15 protein-coding genes are annotated in these 16,221 nt (G+C 63.0%); 7 read left to right on the top strand and 8 right to left on the bottom strand.

All coding sequences use genetic code 11. From position 1 onward, the window contains the following. Positions 1–8: 8 nt before the first annotated feature. The 4 genes from GU927_RS07805 to GU927_RS07820 all read right to left on the bottom strand — a co-directional run bounded on the left by GU927_RS07805 (position 9) and on the right by GU927_RS07820 (position 5,393). Positions 9–662, bottom strand: coding sequence for a YggS family pyridoxal phosphate-dependent enzyme (locus GU927_RS07805; RefSeq protein ID WP_161761800.1), 654 nt, complete (start codon positions 660–662; stop codon positions 9–11). A gap of 114 nt (positions 663–776) precedes the next feature. Then, positions 777–1,892 carry a porin gene (locus tag GU927_RS07810; protein WP_161761801.1) on the bottom strand — a complete coding sequence of 372 codons (1,116 nt, stop codon included), beginning with the start codon at positions 1,890–1,892 and terminating at the stop codon, positions 777–779. Positions 1,893–2,100: 208 nt separating this feature from the next. Then, on the bottom strand, positions 2,101–4,269 hold the full coding sequence (locus tag GU927_RS07815; protein ID WP_161761802.1) for a tetratricopeptide repeat-containing sulfotransferase family protein: 2,169 nt from the start codon (positions 4,267–4,269) through the stop codon (positions 2,101–2,103). A gap of 131 nt (positions 4,270–4,400) precedes the next feature. Continuing rightward, positions 4,401–5,393 (bottom strand): porin, encoded by a 993-nt coding sequence (locus GU927_RS07820; protein ID WP_161761803.1) that lies wholly within the window; start codon positions 5,391–5,393, stop codon positions 4,401–4,403. Between the two features lie 144 nt (positions 5,394–5,537). Here GU927_RS07820 and GU927_RS07825 point away from each other — a divergent pair, with 144 nt between their 5' ends. Continuing rightward, positions 5,538–6,491 (top strand): tyrosine-type recombinase/integrase, encoded by a 954-nt coding sequence (locus GU927_RS07825; RefSeq protein ID WP_161761804.1) that lies wholly within the window; start codon positions 5,538–5,540, stop codon positions 6,489–6,491. A gap of 160 nt (positions 6,492–6,651) precedes the next feature. On the opposite strand, the gene GU927_RS07830 is transcribed toward GU927_RS07825, so the two are convergent. From GU927_RS07830 to GU927_RS07840, 3 genes are all read right to left on the bottom strand, one after another. Further along, positions 6,652–7,005 (bottom strand): hypothetical protein, encoded by a 354-nt coding sequence (locus GU927_RS07830; protein WP_161761805.1) that lies wholly within the window; start codon positions 7,003–7,005, stop codon positions 6,652–6,654. Between the two features lie 89 nt (positions 7,006–7,094). Further along, complete coding sequence (locus tag GU927_RS07835) at positions 7,095–7,454, bottom strand: hypothetical protein (RefSeq protein WP_161761806.1); 360 nt, start codon at positions 7,452–7,454, stop codon at positions 7,095–7,097. Positions 7,455–7,760: 306 nt separating this feature from the next. Continuing rightward, on the bottom strand, positions 7,761–8,081 hold the full coding sequence (locus GU927_RS07840) for a DUF6626 family protein (protein WP_161761807.1): 321 nt from the start codon (positions 8,079–8,081) through the stop codon (positions 7,761–7,763). Positions 8,082–8,829: 748 nt separating this feature from the next. Between GU927_RS07840 and GU927_RS07845 the strand changes: the two genes are divergently transcribed. Continuing rightward, a complete protein-coding gene (locus tag GU927_RS07845; RefSeq protein ID WP_161761808.1) occupies positions 8,830–9,396 on the top strand; it encodes a tyrosine-type recombinase/integrase in 567 nt (188 codons plus the stop codon). A 274-nt stretch (positions 9,397–9,670) separates the two neighbouring features. On the opposite strand, the gene GU927_RS07850 is transcribed toward GU927_RS07845, so the two are convergent. Next, entirely contained in the window at positions 9,671–10,534 is an 864-nt protein-coding gene (locus tag GU927_RS07850) for a porin (RefSeq protein ID WP_161761809.1), read from the bottom strand. 353 nt (positions 10,535–10,887) lie between these two features. Between GU927_RS07850 and GU927_RS07855 the strand changes: the two genes are divergently transcribed. The 5 genes from GU927_RS07855 to holA all read left to right on the top strand — a co-directional run bounded on the left by GU927_RS07855 (position 10,888) and on the right by holA (position 15,875). Then, the gene (locus GU927_RS07855; RefSeq protein WP_161761810.1) at positions 10,888–11,448 is read left to right on the top strand and encodes a DUF3576 domain-containing protein; all 561 of its coding nucleotides are present in this window, start codon (positions 10,888–10,890) and stop codon (positions 11,446–11,448) included. A 58-nt stretch (positions 11,449–11,506) separates the two neighbouring features. After that, positions 11,507–11,740 (top strand): DUF378 domain-containing protein, encoded by a 234-nt coding sequence (locus GU927_RS07860; protein ID WP_161761811.1) that lies wholly within the window; start codon positions 11,507–11,509, stop codon positions 11,738–11,740. Between the two features lie 76 nt (positions 11,741–11,816). Next, positions 11,817–14,372 carry a leucine--tRNA ligase gene (leuS, locus tag GU927_RS07865; protein WP_161761812.1) on the top strand — a complete coding sequence of 852 codons (2,556 nt, stop codon included), beginning with the start codon at positions 11,817–11,819 and terminating at the stop codon, positions 14,370–14,372. Beyond that, positions 14,359–14,850: an LPS assembly lipoprotein LptE gene (gene lptE / locus GU927_RS07870; RefSeq protein WP_161761813.1), complete on the top strand. Its 492-nt coding sequence runs from the start codon at positions 14,359–14,361 to the stop codon at positions 14,848–14,850. The genes leuS and lptE overlap by 14 nt, the downstream gene beginning before the upstream one ends. Then, positions 14,847–15,875 (top strand): DNA polymerase III subunit delta, encoded by a 1,029-nt coding sequence (holA, locus tag GU927_RS07875; RefSeq protein ID WP_161761814.1) that lies wholly within the window; start codon positions 14,847–14,849, stop codon positions 15,873–15,875. Before lptE ends, holA begins: the two co-directional genes overlap by 4 nt. Positions 15,876–16,221: the final 346 nt, after the last annotated feature.

A 16,221-nucleotide genomic window follows, 5' to 3' on the forward strand; every position in this document is an offset into this window, starting at 1 on the left:
CATCCTGCCTATCCGTAATTCCGCGCGCCAAAGATCGCCGATCCCACGCGCACATGGGTCGCGCCCGCCGCAATCGCCGCCTCGAAATCCCCGCTCATCCCCATCGACAGCCCGCTCAGCCCGTTGCGCGCCGCCATCCCCGCCAGCATCGCGAAATGCGGCCCCGCATCCTCGCCCTCGGGCGGGATGCACATCAGGCCCGACAGGGGCAGGTCCATCGCCCGACACCTCTCCACGAACCCGTCCAGATCGGCGGGCAGGACACCGGCCTTCTGCGGCTCTTCCCCCGTATTGACCTGCACGAACAGCGCGGGACAGCGCCCCCGCTCCTGCGCCAGCCGCGCCAGCTTTTCGGCCAGCGAGGGGCGGTCCACCGTATGGATCGCGTCGAACAGGTCCACCGCAACCTTCGCCTTGTTCGTCTGCAAAGGCCCGATCATATGCACCGCCACCGCCCCGAACCGCGCGCGCAGGTCGGGCCACTTCCCCGCCGCCTCCTGCACGTAATTCTCGCCGAACAGGCGGTGGCCTTGCTCCAGCACCGCCACCACCCGTTCCAGCGGCTGCACCTTGCTGACCGCGATCAACTGGACAGACCCCGCCGCCCGCCCCGCAGCCGCCTCTGCCGCCCGCACCCGCGCCGTGATGTCCGCCAGTCCCATCCGCCCCTCCGGTTTTCCCGCCGCATCAGGAACATAGCGGCGCGGCAAAGGAAAGACAGGCAAAGAAAAAGGGCGGGCACAAGGCCCGCCCTTTTCCGGTTGATCGGGGTCCGATCAGAACGTGAAGGTCACGCCGAGGTCCATCGAGGTGGAGTCGGGGCCACTGACCTTGGTCTTGGCAACGCCGCCGACGATCGAAGCGCCACCGCCCAGATCGTAGGAAGCGCCGAGGCCATAGGCTGCGATTCCACCAACGCCCGAATCGTCAGTATAGAACGCGGTGCCGGTGATGCCGTTGGTCGAGTACGAGACCGAAGCCGCGTACTGCTTCCCGCTCAGACCGAGGTCAGCAAGCGTATCTCCGGCGACCGTGCCAGAAGCCTTCCCGTAAAGGCCCTTGAAAGACAGACCCGCTACAGTGCCTTCAACCGTCGCAACAATGTGCTTCAGGCTGGTGTTGTCGGGCGTAGCGACGTCCAGCGTGTCCATCGCACCCGGGTCAAGGGTGTCCGAAACATAGCCTGACAGCTTTTCGTAACCCAGACCAACGGCATAGTCACCGAACGTGTACTTACCGCCAACTGCCCACGCTTCAGCGTTGGACAGAAGTGCACTACGTTCCGCCGGAGTAGCGGCAGTAGGATCCACCAGCCAAATCGTATCGCGGGGGTTGGTGAACGACACATAGCCAGTGAACGCGCCAGCGGCGTACTCGTACAGCAGCGTCGGGTCATTCGTAATGTTCGTCGAAACGCCAAGGACACGCAGGGTTTCTTTGTCCTCGGCGGAAAGACCAGCTGCATCGGGATGCGTCATCCCGCCTGCGCCCAGGAAAGTCGACTCGCTCAGATCACCCAGACCCGTCAGGCTCTTCTGCGCGACGTTGCCGGTTGCTGTTTGAGCAGCGCCGTCGACGTCGCCCATGGACAGCTTGCCGAACGCGCCGGAGATGAACACCGAACCGGCGAGGCCGCTGGCAGCGTTTGCCGCATTGTCCGCACGGAACGAAGCGCCATAGGACAGACCCGAATCCGACTCAGCCGACATGGTGAAGGTGACGCGGGCACGCGAGGTGAAGGTAGCAGCGCCTTCGTCGGTCGACAGGGTCAGCGCATTGTCCTTGCCCGACTTCACGATCCCCATCCGCGCGTCACCCGACAGGGTCACTTCAGCGGCGGCGATCGACGCGCCGGCGACGAGCATGGTCGTCGCGAGCAGTACTTTTTTCATTGGTAGTCTCCTTACTGGTAAGAACCGATGGGCGGAAACTACTCCCGTCTTTCTGCCATTACAAAGTGTGATGGGTCAACAGGATATGATTAATAAAGGTTAACGATGCATTCGCGCCACAGTCACCGTGGCAGCCATGCAAAAGGCCGCCCCGTCACAGGGCGGCCACCGGAAGGAAAACCGTTTATTCATAAAGCCTTGGCCGTTATCACTCCGGCAAGAGCCCCCGCTCGGCCAGCACCTCGATCATCGGGGCCAGCTCTGCCTCGTACCGCTGCCACGCCTTGACCGACCCCCCGCTGATCGGTTGCCGCACCTGATACACGCTCAACGTGTCAACCCTGCGCTTGTTCTCATGGAAGTTCAGGCAGGCATCTTCCCAGTCCAGCCCGCAGGCCGCGACCAGCCTGCGCGACTCGGCCTCGGGGTTGGCGACCAGCGTCTCGTACTGCACCTCGGTGAACCAGTCCGGCGTCTCGGCCCGCCAGAACTCCACCATCTCGACGAAGGTGGCGTAATAGTTGGCAAGATCGCGCAGGTCATAGGCATAGGGATGCGTGCCCTCGGGAAAGCGGTTCTTGTAGATCGACAGCAGCGTGTCGCGCGGATCGCGCCGCACGACGACGATGCGCGCCTGCGGCAGGGCAAGCCGGACAAGGCCGATATAGTTGTAGGTCGTGATCGACTTGTCGGTGATCCGCGCCGCATCGGGGAACCGCTCTGCTAGCTGCCGCGCGAAGTCATGGCCGATGCGGGCGATCGCCTCGGGCGGCATGTCGGCCAGCCGCTGGTCGCGTGCGGCAAAACCCGCATCGCGTGCGCTTTTCAGAAACAGACCCAGCTCTCCCGCCCCCGTCACCGACGAATGGCTGGAAATGATCTGCTCGACCAGCGTTGTCCCCGACCGCGGCATCCCGGTGACGAAGATGGGGGCTGCCGCGCTCGGCTCCGGCACCTGCGTGCCCGCCCAGTCGAACCCCGCCATCACCCGTTTCAGCAAGGCAACCTCGGCCCGCCGCTCCTCGATGTCATAGGGGTAGAGCTTCCGCATCAGATCATTGCCCTGCCGGATATAGGCAAAGGCGGCATCGTGGCGCTTCTGGTCCTCGAGCCCCTTGGCAATGGCAAAGGCAAAGCCCATCCGCGCGCGGTCGTCCAGAGCGGGCTCCTCGATCCGCGCCATCATCTGGTCGACCAGCGGATCGTCCGGACCGGCCTTGTGGCTGGCCATGTAGTTGCGGAACAGCTCGCCATCCTGCGGCGCCCGCTCCATCGCGGTGCGGAAATACCCCTCGGCCTCGTCGAACCGCCCCAGAAGCTGCAACAGCGTCGCCTTGCGGACGATCGCCAGCAGGAAATCGGGCCGCAGCGCCAGCGCCTCGTCCACCAAGGCCAGCGCCTCGTCATCCCGACCCAGATGGGACAGCGATTGCGACAGCAGGCACAGCGCCTCGGGCGATTTGCGCGCGGACAGGTCGACCGCCCGCCGCAGGTGATCCGCCGCCTCCTCGTGCTCGCGCAGCTGGGTGCAGCAATTGCCCATGGCGATCAGCCCCGCCACGGATTTCGGCTGCAGACGCAGCGCCCGCTCCAGCCACGGCTTCGCCCGCTGGGCCTTCATCTGCTGGTTCAGAATCGTCCCGTATTCCAGCAGCGCCGCCTCCAGATCGGGCGCGCGGGCAATGGCCGACCGCAGGGCGCGCGCGGCCTCGTCCGGCTTGCCGGTGGCGACCAGCACCCGCGCGGCGTTCAGATGCGGCTCGGGGTAAAAGGGGTCCAGCTTCGCCGCCGCCTGCAACTGCGCCATCGCGGCGGCGGTCTTGCCCTGCCCGGCCAGCGCGCTGCCCAGAAGGTTGGCCGCCAGCGCCGATTTCGGCTGCGCCCGCACAAGCGCCGCCGCCTGCGCCTCGGCCTTGGCGAAGTCGCGCGCCGCCATCAGCCGCATCGCGCCCTGCACCTGCGCCGCGGGCACCCCCGGCACATCCAGCCGCGCCGCCGCCCGCTGCGACCCGAACCGGTCCTGCAGCCGCAGTTTCACGGGCATCGGCAAACCCGCCTCGCGCAGGGCCGCCAGAAAGGCCCGCTCGGCCTCTTTCACACCGGACAGCGCGACTGTATCCGCCCAGGTGATCCAGACCGCAGGCTCGGCAGGCCGCAACCGCACCGCCGCCTCGGCATGTCCCAGCGCGCGGGGGAAATTGTCCGCATCGCAAAAGATCTGCGCCGCCATCCAATGCGCCTCGGCCACGCGCGGGTTGGCCTCGATGATCCGGCCAAGGACGGGCAAGGCCGCCTCGCCCCGCCCCTCGCGCACCAGTGCCAAAGCTTGCGAATACAGCGCCTTCACATCCACGGCGCTCGCGGCACTGGCGGTCATGACGGTCCCCCTTGGTAACATTCCTTGACGGACTTACGGCAAGCCCCGCGCAAAGTCGACCGCCCCGCCCGCGCAAAAGAAAAGAGCGGGCTTTCGCCCGCTCTTCCCTTCAGATCGATACTTGCGTCAGATCAGAACGACAGGCCGAGGCCGATCGAGTACTGAGCCTGGTTGCCAGCAGCAGCAGCGACGTCCGAACCGTAGCCGGCCATCACGACAGCGCCACCGCCCAGATCGTAGTTCACAGCCAGACCGTAGGAGTCAAACGACGTCGCAGCAACGCCGGTGTCCACGTCGCCGTAGTTGACGTGCATCGACAGGGCGCCGGTGGTGTAGGTCAGACCCAGACCGGTGCGGTCGGTGCTCAGAGCACCAGCCGTGTCGGGCTGCGTGCTGGTGTAGCCGAGCTTCGCAGCGAAGCCATTGGCCATCTCGGCCGAGACCGAAGCACCCCACACGTCGCCGTTCAGGACGACAGCCGCAACGTCATCCGGGGTACCGGCGAGACCGTCCGGACCATTGTTTGCCGGGGAGTTGGTGATCGCGCCAGCCTGATAGCCGAGGCCGAACTTCAGAGCGGTACCCGACATGTCCATCGAGTAGGTCGCACCGATGCCGACGTTGTCATCGGCGGTCACGCCGGCGACAACCGCAGCGTTGCCATTGTTCGCCTGCTCGTACGACACAGCGACGCCAAAGTCGCCCATGGCGTATTCGTAGCGGACGACTTGGCCGTCATGCGAACCGTCAAGCCCATTGGCCGAGAAGTAGGCGACGTGCGTGGTGTGGTCGTCGCCCATCGAGGTCAGCGAACCAGCGTCGGCAACCGCCCAGTCCAGAGCGCCATCGGTGTCGCCCATCGTCACTTTGCCGAACGAACCCGACACGAACACGGTGGTGCCCGAGTCATCGCCAGCTGCAACGTTGGTTTCGTCCAGATCGATAGCAGCGCCGAACGACAGGCCGCCGTCGGTTTCGCCGGACATCGTGAACGTCACTTCAACGTCCTGATGGAACTGGGTGATCGTACCAGCAGCGCCGCCGTCGGTGGCGAGGATACCGATTTCCGCGTAGCCCGACAGGGCCACTTCGGCAGCAGCGAAACCAGCGGTGCCAGCCAGCATCGTGGTCGCGAGAATACGCCTGCTATGTAGCCAGACGTTACTTGCCACTATCAACCAAAACACACCCAAATCATGGGGTCTCTTCGGTCGCTGACCTGCTCAAAAGGGCATAAAATTCAGGTATCTAGACCGAGGTAAGAGCGTATGGGACTGCTATCTAAGCTGCTCAGGCAGACCGCAACTGAACCACAGCCGCCAAACAGCAGTAGACGCAGCGACCTGCTGCTCAACGAGTTCTTCGACTGCCACTTCTATCCATACGCAGAAGCGACCCGTCGTCGTCCAGCCATCGTCAAATACATCTACGACAAGCACCTGCGACCAAACCTTGGACAGAAGCGGCTGTGTGACCTCGACAGTAAGATGCTGGATGAATGGGTCAGGACGCACATCAGAAAGCGTTACAAGCCAGGAACCATCAACAAGCACATCTTCCTTGTGAACCGCATCCTGAACGTGGCTCAGAACTGGGGGATGATAGAACACAACGCCTACAAGAACTGTGTCATCAAGCGTCTGCCGCTTGGTGATTATCGTCAGCGGTTCCTGAGCGAAGGCGAACTGCGAACGCTGCTCGACGCCTGCTACAGGGACCAGCACCCGTTCCTCTATCTGTTCGCCAAGCTGCTCATACTGACAGGGGCAAGAAGCAGCGAAGCACGACTTGCTCGTTGGCGAGACTTCGACTTCCAGTCGTGCATATGGACCGTGCCGCTGAGCAAGAGCGGACGCAGCAGACGCATCGTGCTGAGTAGTGCCGCTATCGCCGTGCTAGATGATATCAAAGCTCAAGCTGAACGGCTGTATCTGCCGCACACGGTCAACGATTACATCTTCATCAACCCCAAATTCAAAAAGCCCTACGATAGCTTTCACTTGGCATGGGACAGAGCGAGACAGCGAGTTGGGCTGCGTGATGTGCGTATACACGACCTGCGGCACACCTATGCCAGTCTACTCATCAACAAGGGTGCCAGCATCTACGAGGTGCAACGACTGCTTGGCCATCATCATGTGTCTATGACCGAACGCTATGCACACCTGATGCCCAACACGCTTGCAGAGCGTGTTGAGATAGTTGCCGACATACTGGGCTGAGTATTTTTTCGCAGCCTCACTATGCCTGTCTGTCGTTCAGTCAAAACTCGACGCTGACCGCAACAGACCGCGTAGATTTCGCCCAAAAGGCGGTGGTAGTCTTGCCCGCGCTGTTGAGTGCTGCACGGGCAAGACCTTTGCTGTAGGCGCTGCTTAGGCGCTAATAGCGGTCCCTGTCCAAGTCATACAGGAACCTACGAAGTTTCTCCGCCGTTTCTGGGTTGGATTGCGCTGCGGACAGCTTTGCCTCGCGTTCCAAGCGCCGCATATCGTCGATGTCATACTCGTACTCGCGCTTATCAATGCGACGGATACTGCGATATGGACGCTCCATCAGTGCTTCGACGTCGACCTCATAGGCGTCACGCAGCACACCATCTTTCCAGCAATCTAATGCTTCCCGCTCATCAGCTGACAGTTCGCTGAGCTTTTCCGCAATCTGTTCGCCAAGTTGCTCAAGCTGACGGTCAATCTGAGCTTGTCGCTTACGGTGTGCTCTGGTCATTTCAGACATTAGACGGCGATATCGCTGCAGCAGTTTGACAGTACGCTCATACAACGGTCCAACACGTACCTCTTGGTATACACGCCGGACCGTGCGTATTACTTTTTTTTGCGGCGAGCCTCTTCGTCAGCCCAATCCGTGTCCTTGCTGCGTTCGATAGCACGACGCATCTTTTCAATAGTACCACGAACGTCAGCGAGAGTATTATTTGTGTACACAGCAGAGCCCTCAACAGCTTTGCCCGCATACCGCATAACAACTCGCCGCTGTCCATCGACGCTCTGTGGGGACCACCAGTACTTGGATGCTTCACCGTCGAGTTCGTCTTCTGCTTTATATCCATCCAGTATCTGCAGCATTCTATCTGCCTGCCCAATGAGCTTGGAACGCAGTCCAGCATTCGGGCTATCACTCGGAACCAAGCCCTCTTCACGCATCAAATCTTGCAGCCACTGCATTGGCAATCCTCCTTCTTGGCTTCAATGTCAGAGAGATTGTTTCACATATTCAAACCGTCAATGCCGTCACGACAAATTTCTCGGCTTGGATTTGTTGAACGGCTGCGCCTTGCTTGGTGGCGTATGGGATGTGTCGATACGTTTGTTTGGGTTGGGTGAACACTTTGGCTTAGCTGGAACTTTTATTGGCTTCACTATCACTTCACACACTCGCACCGTAATAGCCTCCCTCTGCCCGCATCGGTATATACCAATGGCCACCATCAAAGCGTAAGTACTTCATTGCCAGATTTCGTACTGCAGCATTCATCGAACACAGACCCTCTGCCAGCGTTCCCGTACCTTCAGCTCTAATGCCGACTGCGTTCCTCGACGCAGCTCGGTTAGCACGCCAGCCCAATGCCTGCTTGTTGCGTCACTGCGCTTGCCCAGCTCGTTCGCATAGTATCCAAGTCTGCTCCCCAGCGTCGCCAATGCTTCTGCACTGGGTTCTAGCCCGTTGAATTTAAGTGTACGCAGATAGCATTCGCTCTTGCCCAGCCATTGTTCGCAGAACTCCGCTTGAGTTCGTACAATGCCCGCAGCCATCAGCGTGTCTCGCACCTGTTCCAGTATCAAATCTGACATTCAATCGTTCCTTCGTTGATAAATAACTTCGTAGGCAAGCTGTGTGGTGACGCTTGCTTATTTATCGGCTACAGGCCCAGTTGCGTCACAAGACGCCCCGCAGATACGAGCACAGGTAACGCTGTAGACGTTGGGTGGCGGGTGCCAAGCAGTGTAATGCCGAGCTGCTCAACAACCGACGCAGCGTTGTTCTGCGTCTAACAAATCAAATGACAGGATTGGGATAGAGGCTTGGACATCAAGTACCCCATATGCTGCACGGACGTCGTGTCCATAGCGCCGTGCAGCTGCGTTGTGACGCTCCTCGTCGGCAAGCACAGAACGTACAGCATAACCCGCGTTCGCTGCGTGAGCAGAAGGCTTGCTTATGGACTGGTGAAGCAACTCGAATGAGACTGCTGCGCTGTGATGAGGCTGCGTAAGCCTCATTATGGCTAACAATCTGAATGAGCCCATCAATCATTGAAGAAGAATACTGCTCAAGCCAGCTGCAGAAGAGCGACAGCGATACTGCAGAAGGCGATGAGCAGCTGAGCAAGGCTCAGCTCGAACAAGATCCAAAGAGTGAACAATGTGGGTTTGGCCGAGTTCTGACCGCAGCACAGGGATATGTCATAGAATACACAGTCTATGAGATAACGGGATAAGTCCTTGTTCTCATTGAGAGCTGCATCATGTGTGTTTTCGGTCGCTGACCAAATACCTCAGACTGTACAGTTGCTGCACGACCTCTATGAGAGATTGAGCCATGCCAGCAGCTAAATTGATTACCGAACGAGACCTCAAGCGAGCCCTTGGTCATTGCAGCACACGTCGTCACTGCTTGCGTGACCAAACTATCATCCAGCTCAGCTACTACGCAGGACTGCGTGCCTGCGAGATTGCCACCCTGACTGTGGGCGACGTCTATGACGTGGGAGGCACGGTGCGTAGCACTGTAACGCTCAGCGCACAGCAGACAAAGGGTCATCGTGCGCGGGTCTTTTATCTCAACCAGCGTCTTGCTCGTGTCTTTGCCAACTATTGGCCTGTGGTCAACGGCCGTGACAGTGCTGCTCCTCTGTTCGTCACTCAGCAGCAGACTGCGTTCAGCGCCAACACCATAAGCCAGCTGTTTCTCAGCATCTATCACAGTGCTGGATTGATTGGCTGTTCAAGTCATTCGGGCAGGCGCAGCTTCATCACACGCTTAGCAGAGCAGGGCGTTGCAGTTCATCTGCTTGCTGCTCTCGCGGGGCATCGCAGCATCCAAACCACGCAACGCTACATCACCGTCAACGAAGCCTTGCTGGCTCGTGCAGTGGAGCTGGCGTGATGAAGAACAGGTCGATACTAGCGGACGTGAAGCAGCTGCAACGTGCTCAGCGTCACGTTCTGTGGCTGAGAGCAAATTTGCCCAAACACAGCATCACCCGTCGAGTTGAGCGTGAGTTGCTTGTGCGTCGAACCGCTCTGGCACTTGCGGCTGGGCTTACAGCTGAACGGGCGGTGCGACGTGTGTGCCAGCGTGGGTCTGAGCCTGAACGCTAACGCATAAAAGAAAAGAGCGAGGCGAAGCCCGCTCTTTCCTTTAACCTGACTGGGTCAGATTAGAACGAGAGAGAAACGCCAGCTTCCCAAACGGTGTCAACGCCGAGGTCAGCAACGCCACCGACGACGGAGGCACCGCCACCGAGGTCGTACGCTGCACCAACGCCGAACGCGGCGTCAGCAACGTTGTCGTTGTCCGAGTAGGCCGCCGACAGCGTCAGAGCGCCGGCGGTGTACGAGGTGGTCACGCCCCAAGCGTCAGCTTCGGCGCCCGAATCCGCGTCCCAGGACGAGTACATCGCAGCTACGCTGACCGCGCCAGCGGTGCCACCAGCGTACAGCGAGGTCACAGTGCCAGCAACAACCGGCGTTGCGTTGTCGTCGTTGTAGCCGAGGCCGACATACATTTCGCCGAAGGTGTACTTCGCACCAACAGCGTAGGAGTCGCCATCGCCAGTCGCGCCGATCCGCGTCGACGCCGCGATCGAGAAGTCGCCGGCCGAGTAGCTGTAGTTCACGTCATGCGTCTGACGGCCAGCCGAGTCGCCCGAGAAGGCTTCAGCAACGTTGTCGACGCCAAGGCCACCGATACCACCGATGTCAGACAGGGTCGCGACTTCGTCAGCTTCGGCGACGGAGCCCATCGACAGCTTGCCGAACGCACCCGAGATGTACACGGAGGTGCCGTCATCGTTCAGGCCACCATCGGTGTCGTAGGTAGCGATCGTCTGGTCGAAACCGAAAGAGATACCCGAGTCCGACTCGCCCGAAGCCGAGAAGGTCAGATAGGTCTCCATCTTGGAGACGGTGTCGGTGCCGTTGTCGCCAACGCCCATCACAGCCGAACCCGACATGGTGATTTCAGCAGCAGCGAAGCCAGCGGTGCCAGCGAGCATCGTGGTCGCGAGAAGAATCTTTTTCATCGTTTTCCCTCGTTGTCTTAGGAACGCCCAACCCAGGGGAATCCGGGAAGGGGATGTGTCGTTAATCATTCTTACCGCCCCGGATTGCAACGACGGACCGTTAGCAAAAGTTAATGCCCTTGGCCGTGGTGCAGCTTTGCCACAGTCGGTTCCGCCCCCCAGCCCGCACCCGCCCAGCACTGGCCCCGCACTGGCCCCGCGCCCCGTCCCGCACGTCCGCAGAGAGAGGCAGGCACCCCCGTCGGCTTCGCAGGCGTCTGCGCGCACACGGCACGGGGAAACAGGGGGAAAAGCCTTGGCACGCCTGAAACGGTGGGCTAGACAACACCCCTAGTAGGCTTACGGGGGACTGGATGAACCTGCATCGCTTGGCACATGTCGCGCTGATCGGCGGCGTCCTTATCTCGCTCTCGGCCTGCGGTTCGGGCATCGCCAGCGGCGACAGCGGCCTCTTCCGCCGCAGCGCCAGCCCGTCGATCCCCGCAGAAGCCACGCTCGAACGCCGCCAGCGGGCCGAGGCGCAGCGTGCCGCCCTCGAACGCGCCTCGGGCGGGCCGGAAACGAACCGGTCCTCCTTCTTCGACCTGTTCAAGAATTCCGACGACCCGAACACCACGGTCGAGGTGAACAAGTACCTCTGGCAGGCCTCGCTCGACGTGCTGAACTTCCTGCCCATCGAATCGGTCGACCCCTTCACCGGCGTCATCGTCACCGGCGTGGGCACCCCGCCCGGCGGCGGGCGCGCCTACAAGGCGACGATCTACGTGCAGGACCCCGCGCTGGACGCGCGCAGCCTGAAGGTCGCGCTGATGACCTCGGGCGGCGGCGCGGTCGATCCGGGCACCGTCCGCGCGGTCGAGGATGCGATCCTCACCCGCGCGCGCCAGCTCCGCATCCAGGACAGCAAGCTCTGATCCGGAACAACCGCGCATCCTCGCGGTTGCTCCTCCGCACCCAATGCGGAGGACCTGCATGTACTGGCTCAACACACTCACCCTGCTGCTGATCGTGATCGGCGGCATCAACTGGCTGCTCGTCGGCCTGTTCCAGTTCGACCTCGTCGCCGCCCTCTTCGGCGGGCAGGACGCGGCGCTGTCGCGGATCGTCTACGTCCTCGTCGGCCTCTCGGCGCTCTGGCAGATCGGCACGCTCCTGCGGCTGATGACCGGCGAACCCGTCACGGTCCGGCGCGGCCCGCCACGCTGATCGCGCACCATCACTGGACCTTGGCGTTGCGGCTTGTATAACCACGCGCGCAACCGAACGCCGAGGGCCTCCCAAGATGTCGCGCTACGAACCGTCCCAGACCGAACCGAAATGGCAGGATGCCTGGGACAAGGCCGGGGCCTTCACGGCGAAACGCGATCCGGCCAAGCCGAAATACTACGTGCTGGAAATGTTCCCCTATCCGTCGGGGCGCATCCACATGGGACATGTGCGCAACTACACCATGGGCGACGTCGTGGCGCGGCAGAAGGCGGCGGCGGGGTATAGCGTGCTGCACCCGATGGGCTGGGACGCCTTCGGGATGCCCGCCGAGAACGCCGCGATGGAACGCGGTGGCCACCCCAAGGACTGGACCTACGGCAACATCGCCGACATGCGCGCCCAGATGAAACCGCTGGGCCTGTCCATCGACTGGTCGCGCGAATTCGCCACCTGCGACCCCGAATATTACGGCCAGCAGCAGGCGATGTTCATCGACATGCTGGAAGCGGGCCTCGTCTACCGCAAGAACGCGGTGGTGAACTGGGATCCGGTCGACATGACCGTGCTTGCCAACGAACAGGTGATCGACGGCAAGGGCTGGCGCTCTGGCGCTGCCGTGGAACGGCGCGAGTTGACGCAGTGGTTCTTCAAGATCTCGGACTATTCCGAAGACCTGCTGAACGCGCTGGATACCCTCACCGACTGGCCCGAAAAGGTGCGCCTGATGCAGGCCAACTGGATCGGCAAGTCGCGCGGCCTGCAATTCGCCTTCGAAACCGTCGGCGCCCCCGCAGGCTTTGACCGGCTGGAGGTCTACACCACCCGCCCCGACACCCTGATGGGCGCCTCCTTCGCCGCCATCTCGGCCGACCACCCGCTCGCCAAGGCGCTGGAACACGACCCGAAGGTTGCGGCCTTCACCGCCGAATGCCGCAAGGGCGGCACCTCGGCCGAAGAGATCGAGACGGCGGAAAAGATCGGCCTCGACACTGGCATCCGCGTGAAACACCCGCTCGACCCCTCGTGGGAACTGCCCGTCTGGATCGCCAACTTCATCCTGATGGACTACGGCACCGGCGCCATCTTCGGCTGCCCCGCCCATGACCAGCGCGACTTCGACTTCGCCACCAAATACGGCCTGCCGATCAAGGCCGTGTTCGTGGCCGAAGGCGAACAGGACGCCCCCCTGACCGAAGCTTTCGTTCCCATGAAATCCGAACGCGTGACCTACGTGCGCGGCTTTGCGGGCAAGGACACCCAGACCGGCGAAGACGCCATCGCCGCCGCAATTTCCCACGCCGAAACAAACGGTTACGGAAAAGGAGTGACGAAATTCCGCCTGCGCGACTGGGGCATCTCGCGCCAGCGCTACTGGGGCTGCCCGATCCCGGTCGTCCATTGCGCCACCTGCGGCGTCGTGCCGGAATCGAAGGCGAACCTGCCCATCAAGCTGCCCGATGACGTGACCTTCGACGTGCCGGGCAACCCGCTCGACCGCCACCCGACATGGCGCGACTGCACCTGCCCGAAATGCGGTGCAAAGGCCCGGCGCGAGACGGATACGATGGACACCTTCGTGGACAGCTCGTGGTATTACGCCCGCTTCACCGCGCCCCGCGCCACCACGCCCACCATCGCGGAAGATGCCGACTACTGGATGAACGTCGACCAGTATATCGGCGGCATCGAACACGCGATCCTGCACCTCCTTTATTCCCGCTTCTTCGCCCGCGCGATGGCCAGGACAGGCCACCTGCCGCAGAAGGCCACCGAACCCTTCAACGCCCTCTTCACCCAAGGGATGGTGACCCACGAAATCTACCTGACGCGCGACGCCAACGGCCGCCCCGTCTATCACCTGCCCGAAGACATCCTTCGCACCGACACCGGCGCCACGCTGAAGGACGGCACGGCGGTGGAGATTATCCCGTCCGCCAAGATGTCGAAGTCGAAGAAGAACGTCGTCGACCCGATGAACATCATCGCCCAGTTCGGTGCCGACACCGCGCGCTGGTTCGTCATGTCCGACAGCCCCCCCGAACGCGACGTGGAATGGACCGCATCGGGGGCCGAGGCCGCCTACAAGCACCTCTCCCGCGTCTGGCGCATCGCGGATGAAATCGCCCGCTCCGACACCCCCGCAAACGGGGCCGAGGATACGGCGCTGGCCCGCGCCACGGCCAAGGCGGTGGACGAGGTGACGAAGGGCATCGAAGGCTTCGCCTTCAACAAGGCCATCGCGAAACTCTACGAATTCACCAACACCCTCCAGCGCTCGCAGGCGGGCACGGCTGCCAAACGCGACGCCATGCGCGTCATGGCCCAGCTCATGCAGCCCATGACCCCGCATCTGGCCGAAGAGGTCTGGTCCATGCTCGGCGGTGCTGGTCTGGTGACGCAGGCCCCCTGGCCCAAGGCCGACCCCGCCCTGCTGGTCGAGGATTCCGTGACCCTGCCCATCCAGATCAACGGCAAACGGCGGGCGGAAATCACCGTTCCCAAGGATATGCCAGCGACCGAGGTTGAAAAGATCGCCCTCGCAGACGAAGCTGTGGTCAAATTCCTCGCCGGTCAGCCGGTGAAGAAGATCATCGTCGTCCCGGGGCGCATCATCAATGTCGTCGTCTGACCGCCGCACCATCCTTGGCCTGATCGCCGCCCTGCCGCTTGCGGCCTGCGGCTTTACCCCTGCCTATGGCCCGCAGGGCGGCGCGACCGCCCTGCGCGGGCGCATCGCCATCCAGTCGCCCGCGTCGCGGGGCGATTTCGAGTTCGTCTCGCGTCTCGAATCCCGCCTCGGCCGCGCGCAAGCCGCCGCCTATGACCTGACCTACACGCTCGCCACCACGCGCGAATCGGGCGGCATCACCGCCACCAACGTGACCACCCGCTACACCCTGCGCGGCACCGCCACCTATTCCCTGACCGACCGCGCCACAGGCATCCGCCTCACCGGCGGCACCGTGCGCGGCTTCACCTCGTGGTCCGCCACCGACACCACCGTCGCGGGCCTCGCGGCCGAGGATGACGCCGCCCGCCGCCTCTCGGTCCTCCTCGCCGATCAGGTCATCACCCGCCTGACCGCCGCCGCCCCCGCCCTGCAATGATCCTCAAGGGGCTCGAGGCCACCCGCTACTGCGCCCGCCCCGACCCCGCACGGGCAGGCCTCCTGATCTTCGGCGCCGACACCATGCGCGTCGCCCTCAAACGGCAAGAGGCCATCGCCGCCCTCATCGGCCCGCAGGGCGAATCGGAAATGCGCCTCACCCGCATCCCCGCCGCCGACCTCCGCAAGGACGCGGCCCTCCTCCTCGACGCGATCAAGGCGCAGGGCTTCTTCCCCGGCCCCCGCGTCGCCTTTGTCGAGGATGCCGCCGACGGCCTCACCCCCACGATCGAGGCAGCGCTGAAGGACTGGCGCGCGGGCGACGCCACCATCGTCGTCACCGCAGGCGGCCTGACCGGCAAATCCGCCCTCAAGACACTCTTCGACAAACACCCGAACGCCGTCTCCATCGGCCTCTACGACGACCCGCCCTCGCGCGAGGAAATCGAGGACGCGCTGAAGAAAGCCGGCCTCACCGCCATAGACCGCGAGGCGATGACCGACCTCTCCAACCTCGCCCGCGCGCTCGACCCCGGCGATTTCCGCCAGACGCTGGAAAAGATCGCCCTCTACAAGCACGGCGATGCAACCCCCCTGACCCCCGCCGAAATCGCCGCCCTCGCCCCCGCCACGATCGAGGCCGAGGTGGACGAACTCGTCACCGCCGTCGCCGACCGCCGCGCCGCGGATGTCGGCCCCCTCCTGCGCCGTCTCGAAGGTCAGGGAACCCAGGCCGTCGGCCTCTGCATCGCCACCATGCGCCACTTCCGCGCCCTGCACGCCGCCGTCACCGATCCGGGCGGCATCCAGTCCGGCATCGCCAAGGCGCGCGGCATCCCGTTCAAGGCCCGCGACGCCATGGCCCGTCAGGCCCAGAACTGGGGTGCGCCCGCGCTGGAAAAAGCGATCACCGACCTCGTCGAATGCGACCTGACCCTCCGCTCCGCCTCGCGCGCGCCCGCCATGGCGGTGATGGAACGCACCCTCCTGCGCCTCGCCCTCTCGCGCGGCAACCGCGGCCGCTGACCCCTCCCGCGCCGACGCCCGAGCGCCAAGTCAACCGGCCCCGCCCCGTCCGCGACCGCACCCCGCGCCGGACCAACCGCGCACCACCCGCCCCATCCCGACGCGACGGCCCCGCTCCCCAGCTCCAACCGCGCCACCCCCAAGGCTCCCCCGACCTCACCCGTAACAACCGCATGACAACCCCATGCGGAACACGCCCGACCAACCCGCATCGACCCAACGCCTCCCGACCACCCCCATGGGAAACCCGCACAGGCATCCCCGCGACCAGCCGCGATCAGTCCCACGCACGCGGCCAACCACCCCGCCCCGATCCGCCCGACCTCACCCATGACAACCGCATGAC

The sequence above is a fragment of the Paragemmobacter amnigenus genome (assembly GCF_009908265.2).
In the GTDB taxonomy this organism is placed as follows: domain Bacteria; phylum Pseudomonadota; class Alphaproteobacteria; order Rhodobacterales; family Rhodobacteraceae; genus Paragemmobacter; species Paragemmobacter amnigenus.

Excerpts from the sequence above, each read along its gene's own strand:
- holA (WP_161761814.1), top strand. The coding sequence starts at position 14,847 with ATGATCCTCAAGGGGCTCGAGGCCACCCGCTACTGCGCCCGCCCCGAC.
- leuS (WP_161761812.1), top strand. The coding sequence starts at position 11,817 with ATGTCGCGCTACGAACCGTCCCAGACCGAACCGAAATGGCAGGATGCC.
- GU927_RS07860 (WP_161761811.1), top strand. The coding sequence starts at position 11,507 with ATGTACTGGCTCAACACACTCACCCTGCTGCTGATCGTGATCGGCGGC.
- GU927_RS07850 (WP_161761809.1), bottom strand. The coding sequence starts at position 10,534 with ATGAAAAAGATTCTTCTCGCGACCACGATGCTCGCTGGCACCGCTGGC.
- GU927_RS07805 (WP_161761800.1), bottom strand. The coding sequence starts at position 662 with ATGGGACTGGCGGACATCACGGCGCGGGTGCGGGCGGCAGAGGCGGCT.
- GU927_RS07815 (WP_161761802.1), bottom strand. The coding sequence starts at position 4,269 with ATGACCGCCAGTGCCGCGAGCGCCGTGGATGTGAAGGCGCTGTATTCG.
- GU927_RS07810 (WP_161761801.1), bottom strand. The coding sequence starts at position 1,892 with ATGAAAAAAGTACTGCTCGCGACGACCATGCTCGTCGCCGGCGCGTCG.
- GU927_RS07830 (WP_161761805.1), bottom strand. The coding sequence starts at position 7,005 with ATGTCTGAAATGACCAGAGCACACCGTAAGCGACAAGCTCAGATTGAC.
- GU927_RS07840 (WP_161761807.1), bottom strand. The coding sequence starts at position 8,081 with ATGTCAGATTTGATACTGGAACAGGTGCGAGACACGCTGATGGCTGCG.
- GU927_RS07835 (WP_161761806.1), bottom strand. The coding sequence starts at position 7,454 with ATGCAGTGGCTGCAAGATTTGATGCGTGAAGAGGGCTTGGTTCCGAGT.
- lptE (WP_161761813.1), top strand. The coding sequence starts at position 14,359 with ATGTCGTCGTCTGACCGCCGCACCATCCTTGGCCTGATCGCCGCCCTG.
- GU927_RS07820 (WP_161761803.1), bottom strand. The coding sequence starts at position 5,393 with ATGCTGGCTGGCACCGCTGGTTTCGCTGCTGCCGAAGTGGCCCTGTCG.
- GU927_RS07825 (WP_161761804.1), top strand. The coding sequence starts at position 5,538 with ATGGGACTGCTATCTAAGCTGCTCAGGCAGACCGCAACTGAACCACAG.
- GU927_RS07855 (WP_161761810.1), top strand. The coding sequence starts at position 10,888 with ATGAACCTGCATCGCTTGGCACATGTCGCGCTGATCGGCGGCGTCCTT.
- GU927_RS07845 (WP_161761808.1), top strand. The coding sequence starts at position 8,830 with ATGCCAGCAGCTAAATTGATTACCGAACGAGACCTCAAGCGAGCCCTT.